The organism is Kitasatospora sp. MY 5-36 (assembly GCF_001182915.1).
GTDB lineage: Bacteria > Actinomycetota > Actinomycetes > Streptomycetales > Streptomycetaceae > Kitasatospora.
Window position 1 is genome coordinate 1 of sequence record NZ_LFVW01000971.1, and the last position, 2808, is coordinate 2808.

The 2808-nt window shown below is 77.1% G+C and carries 2 protein-coding genes and 1 pseudogene; all 3 read left to right on the plus strand.

The window, feature by feature from the left end; translation table 11 throughout:
* Positions 1-1213: aldehyde dehydrogenase (locus tag AE652_RS38985; protein ID WP_049660236.1), on the plus strand; the 1213-nt coding region annotated here is incomplete at its 5' end.
* Positions 1213-2241: a proline racemase family protein gene (locus tag AE652_RS38990; protein ID WP_049660238.1), complete on the plus strand. Its 1029-nt coding sequence runs from the start codon at positions 1213-1215 to the stop codon at positions 2239-2241. The genes AE652_RS38985 and AE652_RS38990, both read left to right, overlap by 1 nt.
* A 23-nt stretch (positions 2242-2264) precedes the next feature.
* A pseudogene (locus AE652_RS38995) lies at positions 2265-2808 on the plus strand (ornithine cyclodeaminase family protein); the annotation flags it as partial.

Consider the following 2808-nt stretch of genomic DNA (forward strand, 5'->3'; position numbering starts at 1 on the left):
GGCGGCGCTCGGCCGGATCGCGGACGCCGTGGAGGCGCACGCCCACGAGCTGGCCGCGCTGATCGTGCGCGAGGTCGGCAAGCCGCTGGCCGAGGCGCTCGGCGAGGTCGCCCGCACGGCGGCGATCTGGCGCTACTACGCGCAGGCGCCGTACGCGCCGTCCGGTGCGGTGCACGAGACCGCCGCCGGCCCCGGGCTGCTGCTCACCCGCCGCCGCCCGTACGGGGTCGCCGGGCTGATCGCGCCGTGGAACTTCCCGCTGGCGATCCCGACCTGGAAGGCCGCGCCGGCCCTCGCCGTCGGCAACGCGGTGGTGCTCAAGCCGGCCCCCGAGGCGACGGCCTGCGCGCTGCGGCTGGCGGAGCTGGCCGGGCTGCCCGAGGACGTGTTCACGGTGCTGCCCGGCGGGGCGGAGGAGGGCGCGGCGCTGGTCGACGCCGCCGACGTGGTCTCCTTCACCGGCTCGACCGGCGTCGGCCGGGCCGTGGTGCGGGCCGCGACCGACCGCGGGGTACCGGTGCAGGCCGAACTCGGCGGGCTGAACGCCGCGCTGGTGCTGCCGGACGCCGACATCGCGCAGGCCGCCGGGCACATCGCCGCAGCCATCGCCGGGTACGCCGGGCAGAAGTGCACCGCCACCAGCCGGGTGATCGCGGTCGGCGCCGCGTACGAGCCGCTGCGCGAGGCGCTGGTCAAGGCGCTGGCGGCGGTCGACGACGCGGTCTGCGGGCCGGTGATCAACGCCGGTGCGCGGGAGCGGCTGACCGGGGCCGTCTCCTCGGCCGTCGAGGCCGGGGCGAGCGTGCTCACCGGCGGCGGGGTGCCCGAGCGGACCGGCTGGTACGTCGAGCCGACCCTGCTCGCCGAGGTGCCGGCCGAACACCCGCTGGCCCGCGAGGAGTTCTTCGGCCCGATCGCGGTGCTGCACGCCGCGGCCGACCTGGACGAGGCCATCGCGCTCGCCAACGACACCCCGCACAGCCTCTCCACCTCGGTGCACACCCGCAGCCTGGACGTGGCGCTGGCCGCCGCCGACCGGCTGGACGCGGGCATGATCCGGGTCAACGCCCCGTCCAGCGGCGTCGACTTCCACCTGCCCTTCGGCGGGGCCAAGGGCGCGAGCCACGGCGACCGCGAACAGGGCCAGGCCGCCCTGGACTTCTACACCGTCAGCCGGACCGTCAGCGTGCTGCCGGGCGGAGGTGCGCTCTGATGTTCGTACGGACGGTCGACTACCACACGGCCGGCGAGCCGTTCCGGATCGTGCTGGACGGCGTGCCCCCGATCCCCGGCGACACCGTCGCCGAGCGCCGGGCCATCGCGCTCGGCGCGGGCGGCAGCGCGACCGCGCCCCGGCCCAGCGCGCTGGACGAGGTCCGGCAGCTGCTCAGCCGGGAACCGCGCGGCCACGCCGGGATGTACGGCGGCTTCCTGGTCCCGCCGGACGACGACGAGGCGCACCTGGGCGTGCTGTTCTGGCACAAGGACGGCTACTCCACCGCCTGCGGGCACGGCACCATCGCGCTCGGCGCCTGGGCGGTGGACTCCGGACTGGTGGCCGCCCCCGCGGACGGCGTGGCGCGGGTGCGGATCGACGTGCCGTCCGGCCGGGTCACCGCCCTGGTGCACCGCGCCGGCGGGCGGACCACCGGGGTGACCTTCCGCAACGTGCCCAGCCGGGTCACCGCGCTGAAGCTCCCGGTGGAGACCTCGCGCGGCACCGTGGAGGTCGCCGTGGCGCACTCCGGCGCCTGCTACGCCTCGGTGCCCGCGGCCGCCCTCGGGCTCGCCGTGGAGAAGCAGCAGCTGCCCGAACTCACCGCCGTGGGGCGGGAGATCAGGGCCGCGCTGGCCGGCTCGGAGGCGGTCGCCCACCCGACGGACGCCCGGCTGTCGGGCGTCTACGGGGTCATCCTCCACGACGAACTCCCCCCGGTGGACGGGGTGCTGAACCAGCGCAACGTCACCGTCTTCGCGGACGGCCAGATCGACCGCTCGCCCTGCGGCTCCGGCACCTCCGCCCGGCTCGCGGTGCTCGCCGCCGAGGGGCGGCTGGCCCCGGGCGAGCCGCTGCGGCACGAGTCGATCATCGGGACGGTCTTCAGCGGGCAGGTCCTCCCGGGTGGCGACCCGCAGGGCGAGGGCGTGGTCACCGAGGTCGGCGGGACGGCCTTCCGCACCGGCGAGCACGGCTTCGTGCTGGAGCCGGACGACGACCTGGGAGCGGGGTTCCTGCTGTGACCACCGTGCGTGCGACCGAAGCCGTGAAGCCAACCGAAGTGCCCGGCGCGGCGGTTGTGCCGCTCCAGTACGCCGTGCCGGGCACCGGCGGGGTCGGGCCCGCCGGGGCGGTGGGGGCGATCGAGCGGGTGCTGCTGGACGGGTTCGACCCGGAGGCGGCACCCGCCCGGTCGGCCGTACCGGTGCCCGCCGGCGAACTGCTGATGATGCCGGCCGCCGCCGGGCCGTACGCCGGCGTGAAGATCGCCGGGGTCGCGCCCGCCAACCCGTCGGCCGGACTGCCCCGGATCACCGGCAGCTACCTGCTGCTGGACGGGCCCACCCTCCAGCCGCTCGCCCTGCTGGACGGCGCCGCGCTCACCGCGCTGCGCACGCCCGCCGTCACCGCGGCCGCGCTGCGGCGGCTGGCCGTGCCGGAGGCCGAGCACCTGGTGTTGTTCGGCTCCGGGCCGCAGGCGTACGGGCACCTGGACGCCCTGCTCGCCGTCCGGCCGCTGCGCCGGCTCACCGTGGTGGCGCGCAACGCCGAACGGGCCGGGGCGCTGGCCGCGTACGGGCGGGAGCTCG